Origin of the sequence: Oikeobacillus pervagus (genome assembly GCF_030813365.1) — a bacterium.
Lineage (GTDB): Bacteria > Bacillota > Bacilli > Bacillales > DSM-23947 > Oikeobacillus > Oikeobacillus pervagus.
In genome coordinates this window covers 1-6,454 of sequence record NZ_JAUSUC010000080.1, presented here as the reverse complement: position 1 = coordinate 6,454, position 6,454 = coordinate 1, and the positions used below count along the sequence as shown (strand labels likewise).

Genomic DNA, 6,454 nt, shown 5'->3' with positions numbered 1-6,454 from the left:
GTCTCTAACTAGGCTATTTTTTCGGTCTCAATTTCCCTTAGCGTTATAAATTTCATGAAATTCTCAAAGTTTTAGATTGCGGTGAATAATTCAGGGATATAATAGGAATCAGAATATTTTACTAGGTTATTAATTTTTTGCTGAGGGTCAGTAGTATAATGGATCAAAAGCTATTTGTCGTAGTGAATTTGATTAGGAGGGAGATCGGTGGAAGAACAATTATTGTTTATTGACTTTGAATTTTCAATGCCAGATGGAAAACAGTATGAGCGTGGATTTTACCCAGAAATTATTGAAGCTGGGATTGTTGTCGTACGAAAACAACAAATTTATAAAACGATTTCTTCATACGTCACTCCAGTTGCCTTTCCAAAATTAACAAATCGTTGCAAGCGATTTCTTGGGATCACTCAGGAGGAAGTAGACAACGGGATTGCCTTTTCTGAATTAAATGAATTATTTACAGAATTAAGTGCAAATAAAAAGAATAAAGTAGTGACGTGGGGAAATATGGATATGAAGGTTTTGAGGGATAATTGCTCGAAATCCAATATGTCATTTCCGCTTAATGGCGATTTTATCGACCTTTCAATGGAATACAAGCGCTTCTTCGGAAATCGTAATCAGACGGGACTGTGGAAGGCTGTACAAGAGTACGGAAAAGATGGGGTCGGTAAACACCACCGCGCATTAGATGATGCCATGACAACCTATCATATTTATAAGCTAGTGGAAAAAGATAAGCAATATATGAAAAAGGCAGAACCAACGACTATAGGGGATGTTGTTGATTTTTCAAAATTATTTAATAACCAGTTGGCTTGATAAACGGTTGTCTCAACGAAAAGAGCCTGACACTTTCAGCATGACCATTTAAATGGGATGGAAAGAGACTCAGGCGCTTATGAGACACTCGCTCCCTTAAAATTCGATGGAATAGAGGAGTTCGTATTCTTTTTGAATTGATTGTAGACTTTGCAAACTTTTCACTTGATACTCATTCTGCTCTTTTTGTAGCTCTTCTTTTAGATGATGAAAGGCCTTTTTAAGTGAATCGGTATAGACTGGAATCTCCCCATCATATGGTTTAACCATTTTAGAAGGAATATTCGCACGTTCACGAAAGGCTAATGCTTTACGTTCATGAAAAAAAGGGACATCGACCGTTTTGGGATGATGTAAATCTCCTTGGATCGGATGTTTTTCAACCGCTAGAATTTGCACGACGTAATGCTCACTCTTCTTGTCTATAATTTCCCCAATATATTTTCCGGTTTTATAAAAAGCAATCACATGTTCACCGATGTTCATTTTTCTACCCCCAATACCGTTTAATTACAACATAACAAAAAATAAGGAATAGCAGCAACTTTTAAATGAAAAAGATGATTTTTTGAAGCGAATAGTTTACAGTAGGGAAAGTGAGCACTAAAATTTTCCGAAATGTACATATTTTAATTTGAAAGGGGATTCATGCATGGCTTATACACAATTAAGTACAGAATTGTTAGACCAAGAAAAAGTAGCAGAAATGAAAACAAATAAAGGAACGATTAAAATTAAATTGTTTCCTAAACAAGCACCAAAAACAGTGGAAAACTTTGTAACTCATAGTAAAAATGGTTATTATGATGGTCTTATTTTTCACCGTGTCATTAAAGATTTCATGATTCAAGGTGGAGATCCTCAAGGAAATGGAACGGGAGGAGAAAGTATTTTTGGTGCACCTTTCGAAGACGAATTCTCACCTGAACTTTTCAATCTTCGTGGAGCATTATCAATGGCAAACGCTGGCCCTAATACAAATGGAAGCCAATTCTTCATCGTTCAAAATCAATCCATGGACCCAGGGTTTAGAGGTCAAATGGAAAAAGCAGGATACCCAGAAGAAATCATTTCTGCTTATATTGAAAACGGTGGTACACCTTGGTTAGACTTCCGTCATACAGTATTTGGACAAGTGATCGAAGGAATGGACGTTGTCGATGCCATTGCAAATGTCGAAACAGCTATGCAAGATCGTCCAAAAGAAGATGTCATCATTGAGACCATCACTATTGTGGAATAAGGTCAATCATTAGTAATCAGAAGAAATACAGGATTTTAACAGTCGCCCGTGGCGGCTGTTTTTATTTGGGGCTTAGTGTACTAAAAATTTAGAACTGTGGATAACCTTTTAAAAATGTTGTCCACGGCAAGCCTTCAACGCCTATCGTCTCTCCGTATTCTCCCTCCGATAAGTCAACATCAGCTCGTGGAATGCCTCGCTCTCCTTTCCTTTATCTCAGTCTAAACTTGCGAAATCCGTACGCCGATGGGCAGGCTCTTGGGCATATGTTCTTAAAAAAATAAAGAATAAATTTTCCTGTGATTGTCAATGTTTGCAATTGGTTTCATTGATGAAAGTTGTTATAATGAAAGATAAGTTGTCTGAAAGGGGTCTTGATGTTGTTACAACATTTTGTTTTGTTATTTTTGTATTTTCCTGAAGATAAGTCAGAATATATCCCCGCTGCCATATCGATGGCTATTTTTCTCGTATTTGCCGTCTTAACATTTATGTTTATTAAAAAAATTTCCAAAAAGGAAGAAAAAAAGACAGAAGAACTAGAAAAGCAATGGAAGAAGCAAAATGAATCAAACAAGCACTCCTAAATAAAGGGGCGCTTTTTTTGTTCGCTGATATATATGCGAATTTCCTAAGTAAGCGGGGCGAGGGGGCTGGCAATTGCCTATTTCCCAAAGGTATTTGCGTATTTCCCGTGAGGAATTGTACTAGTTCTCAGGGGATTTGCACATTTCCCGAGATTTATGCACATTTCCCGAGAATAATTGCGCTAGTTCGGATGATATTTGCACTTGAAGCCCGCGGTCTTATCCACTATACGAGGTCGAGGAGTGTGGTCAGGCAATTGCCTATTTCCCAAAGGTATTTGCGTATTTCCCGAGAGGAATTGCACTAGTTCACAGGGAATTTGCATATTTCCCAAGATTTATGCACATTTCCCGAGAATAATTGCGCTACTTCGGGTAATATTTGCACTTGAATCCCGCGGTCTTCTCGACTATACGAGGTCGAGGAGCGTGTTCAATGAATTGCCTATTTCCCAAAGGTATTTGCATATTTCCCAAGATTTATGCCTATTTCCCGAGAAAATATGCGCTACTTCGGGTAATATTTGCACTTGAATCCCGCGGTCTTCTCGATTATACGAGGTCGAAGAGTGTGGTCAGTGAATTGCTTATTTCCCAGAGGTATTTGCGTATTTCCCGTGAGGAATTGCGCTAGTTCACAGGGGATTTGCACATTTCCCAATATTTATGCCTATTTCCCGAGAATAATTGCGTTAGTTCGGGTAATATTTGCACTTGAAGCCCAGCATTATTTTAATCCATGCAGGGTGCTTGTCCTTAATGCCTATAATTTTGATATCCCTTTTGAATGAAGTTTCCCCATCTTGTCTAGACTGTTGGTAGAACAATGTTGGAGGAGGAAAAATGAAAAAAATATTCGCATGTTTGATTATGATTGGATTATTGGTTGGATGTGCAGAGCAAAAGCCTAAAAAACTTGATGTTGATATGAAAAATCCGGATGGGGATTCTATCGGAAAAATCACCTTGGAGGAACAAGCAGATGGGGTACAATTATCCTTGGACTTAAAGGGCTTACCACCTGGCCCTCATGCGATCCATTTTCATGAAAAAGCTACTTGTAAGCCGCCTACTTTTACATCAGCAGGGGATCATTTTAATCCTGAAGGGAAGGAACATGGCTTATTAAATCCTAAAGGAGCTCATAATGGCGATCTCCCGAATATTATTGTGAAAGATGATGGATCAGTCAAAGAAAAAATCATGGCTTCACAAGTGACTCTATCAGAAGAGAAAAATTCCCTTTATACGAAGGACGGAACATCGATCGTTATCCATGAAGACCAAGACGACGGCATGAGCCAACCTGCTGGCAATGCTGGAGACCGTATCGCGTGTGGAGAGATTTCATCTGATAAAAAAATAAAATAATGGATATTCTAGCGTAACAAATCAACATATGATATAGTTTCTAATGAAAAAACTTAAGAAAAAATTCTATGGTTCCATCTATAGGAGAGGTTCGCGAACTCCCTCTATAAAAAACTAAGGAAAAACCTTTTCTCCTTAGAATAGGTTTTTTCATTTTTTGAACATTCAGCAGGGGATAAAAACCAGTTGAATGAAGTTTCAATTTATAGGGCTTGTTCACTGAATCATTTTTTCTTCACCATTATTTTGAGGAAGGAAGATGAAGAATGAAGAACGAGAAAGCTGTCGTGGTGTTCAGTGGAGGACAAGATAGCACCACTTGTCTATTTTGGGCAAAGAAACGATTTAAAGAAGTTCATGTGGTGACATTTGATTATGGTCAACGCCATCAATTGGAAATTGAATGTGCGAAGGAAATTGCCAATGATTTAAATGTCCCCCATCATATATTGAATATGTCGTTATTGAATCAACTGGCACCGAATGCTTTAACAAGATCAGATATTGAGATTACAGAAAAAGAAGGGGAGCCACCTTCCACCTTTGTAGAAGGAAGAAACTTGTTGTTTTTATCTTTTGCTGCTGTATTGGCGAAGCAACATGGAGCCAGACATATCATCACAGGGGTGTGTGAAACGGACTTCAGCGGCTACCCCGATTGTCGAGATGCCTTTATTAAATCATTAAATGTGACGCTCAATTTAGCGATGGACTATTCATTTGTTGTCCATACGCCATTAATGTGGTTGGATAAAGCAGAAACATGGGAGTTAGCAGATGAATTAGATGCCTTCGATTATGTACGAGAAAAAACACTCACTTGCTATAATGGAATCAAAGGCGACGGCTGTGGGGAATGCCCTGCATGTCATTTAAGACAACGCGGATTAAAAACATATTTGGCGAAAAGAGGGGGAGGAGGAAAATGATGCAGCAAATCTACCCGGCCCCTTATCATCATTTTCGTTTTGAATTGAATAAAGACTTTCATTTTGCCGCCGCTCATTATATTCCATGCGAGGATGCCGGCAAATGTCGACAAGTCCATGGTCATACGTATTTTGCCAATATCACGATTGTCGGTAATGAGCTAAATGATTCTGGATTTCTAGTAAACTTTCAAGATTTAAAAAAACTGATTCATCAACGATTTGACCATACTCTTTTAAATGAAGATTCTTTATTTGATGATCAAGATAGCGAGAAATTCCCGACGACGGAAATCGTAGCGAAAACAGTAGCTGAAATCATCCAACAACATTTAGATCAGTTACCGAATAAACCAAAATGTATCCAAGTTTTCTTGCGGGAGACCCCTACAAGTTATTGCGTGTACCGTCCCATATCAGGAGCCAATCTATCATGAAAAAGCTTCCGGTATTAGAGATTTTCGGGCCAACGATCCAAGGGGAAGGGATGGTCATCGGTCAAAAAACGATGTTTGTCCGCACAGCAGGATGTGATTATTCCTGTTCATGGTGTGATTCTGCGTTCACTTGGGATGGTTCGGCTAAAAAGGACATTCAATGGATGACTGCGGAAGAAGTTTGGGTGAAATTACAAGAAGTTGGTGGGGAATCTTTTTCTCATGTAACAATTTCAGGGGGAAATCCAGGCCTGTTGCCACAAATAGCTGAATTCATTAGAGTGTTAAAAGCAAATGGCATCCAAACGGCACTGGAAACCCAAGGAAGTAAGTGGCAAGATTGGTTTACAGAAATTGATGAATTAACGATTTCACCAAAACCGCCAAGCTCCCATATGGAAATTGATGAGGAAGTTTTACGGAAAATAGTCGAACGATTAGAGGAATCAGGAACCACTTTTAGTCTAAAAACCGTTATTTTCGATGAAAAAGACTTAACCTTTGCCAGAAACCTATATAAAATGTTCCCGAATACTTCATTCTTTTTGCAAGTAGGGAATGAAGATACGGCTGAACAGGATCACCAAACATTGCTGATGACCCTTCTGAAAAAATACGAATGGCTTGTCGAGGAAGTCATGAAAGATAGCGTTCTGAAAAATGTCAGAGTGCTCCCCCAACTCCATACCTATATATGGGGGAATAAACGAGGAGTATAAATCAGGTGGAGAGAACAAAACTGTTCTTCTCCACCTGATTTTTTGCTTTTTATAGAAAAAATGACCATTATCCGCATAACATACAGGGGCAGTGTGAGATTCTGAACTTTTGAACATTTCCCTCGAACTTTTGAACATTTCCCTCGAACTTTTGAACATTTCCCTCGAACTTTTGACTATTTCCCAAGAGGATATGCGCCGCTTCTCGGGGGATTTGCGCCTGAACCTGTGGGATTTGAACATTTCCTGTGATTTATGCCCATTTCCCGTTCATATATGCGCTCCTTCAGCCAAGTGTCTCCCTTTCTCTCGTACGGAAGGAGTGAGGGAGGCGTTTGAACAT

8 protein-coding genes and 1 riboswitch are annotated in these 6,454 nt (G+C 38.9%); of the genes, 7 read left to right on the top strand and 1 reads right to left on the bottom strand.

All coding sequences use genetic code 11. The features are described from left to right. Positions 1-207: 207 nt before the first annotated feature. Entirely contained in the window at positions 208-825 is a 618-nt protein-coding gene (kapD, locus tag J2S13_RS16235) for a 3'-5' exonuclease KapD (protein ID WP_307258898.1), read from the top strand. A 96-nt stretch (positions 826-921) separates the two neighbouring features. Here the strand turns inward: kapD and kapB are convergent, their stop codons facing one another. After that, entirely contained in the window at positions 922-1,311 is a 390-nt protein-coding gene (gene kapB, locus J2S13_RS16230) for a kinase-associated lipoprotein KapB (RefSeq protein ID WP_307258897.1), read from the bottom strand. A 166-nt stretch (positions 1,312-1,477) separates the two neighbouring features. Between kapB and J2S13_RS16225 the strand changes: the two genes are divergently transcribed. From J2S13_RS16225 to queE, 6 genes are all read left to right on the top strand, one after another. Then, positions 1,478-2,068 carry a peptidylprolyl isomerase gene (locus J2S13_RS16225; protein WP_307258896.1) on the top strand — a complete coding sequence of 197 codons (591 nt, stop codon included), beginning with the start codon at positions 1,478-1,480 and terminating at the stop codon, positions 2,066-2,068. A gap of 377 nt (positions 2,069-2,445) precedes the next feature. Continuing rightward, positions 2,446-2,655 (top strand): hypothetical protein, encoded by a 210-nt coding sequence (locus tag J2S13_RS16220; RefSeq protein WP_370874056.1) that lies wholly within the window; start codon positions 2,446-2,448, stop codon positions 2,653-2,655. Positions 2,656-3,498: 843 nt separating this feature from the next. Further along, complete coding sequence (locus tag J2S13_RS16215; RefSeq protein ID WP_307258894.1) at positions 3,499-4,026, top strand: superoxide dismutase family protein; 528 nt, start codon at positions 3,499-3,501, stop codon at positions 4,024-4,026. An 80-nt stretch (positions 4,027-4,106) separates the two neighbouring features. Beyond that, a riboswitch (PreQ1 riboswitch) is annotated at positions 4,107-4,150 on the top strand. Positions 4,151-4,292: 142 nt separating this feature from the next. After that, the gene (gene queC / locus J2S13_RS16210) at positions 4,293-4,955 is read left to right on the top strand and encodes a 7-cyano-7-deazaguanine synthase QueC (protein WP_307258893.1); all 663 of its coding nucleotides are present in this window, start codon (positions 4,293-4,295) and stop codon (positions 4,953-4,955) included. Continuing rightward, a complete protein-coding gene (gene queD / locus J2S13_RS16205; RefSeq protein WP_307258892.1) occupies positions 4,952-5,392 on the top strand; it encodes a 6-carboxytetrahydropterin synthase QueD in 441 nt (146 codons plus the stop codon). Before queC ends, queD begins: the two co-directional genes overlap by 4 nt. Beyond that, on the top strand, positions 5,386-6,111 hold the full coding sequence (gene queE / locus J2S13_RS16200; RefSeq protein ID WP_307258899.1) for a 7-carboxy-7-deazaguanine synthase QueE: 726 nt from the start codon (positions 5,386-5,388) through the stop codon (positions 6,109-6,111). Before queD ends, queE begins: the two co-directional genes overlap by 7 nt. Positions 6,112-6,454: the final 343 nt, after the last annotated feature.

Bases quoted from the DNA above. Each gene is read 5' to 3' on its own strand.
- queD (WP_307258892.1), top strand. From the start codon at position 4,952: ATGATGCAGCAAATCTACCCGGCCCCTTATCATCATTTTCGTTTTGAA.
- kapB (WP_307258897.1), bottom strand. From the start codon at position 1,311: ATGAACATCGGTGAACATGTGATTGCTTTTTATAAAACCGGAAAATAT.
- queC (WP_307258893.1), top strand. From the start codon at position 4,293: ATGAAGAACGAGAAAGCTGTCGTGGTGTTCAGTGGAGGACAAGATAGC.
- J2S13_RS16215 (WP_307258894.1), top strand. From the start codon at position 3,499: ATGAAAAAAATATTCGCATGTTTGATTATGATTGGATTATTGGTTGGA.
- J2S13_RS16225 (WP_307258896.1), top strand. From the start codon at position 1,478: ATGGCTTATACACAATTAAGTACAGAATTGTTAGACCAAGAAAAAGTA.
- J2S13_RS16220 (WP_370874056.1), top strand. From the start codon at position 2,446: ATGTTGTTACAACATTTTGTTTTGTTATTTTTGTATTTTCCTGAAGAT.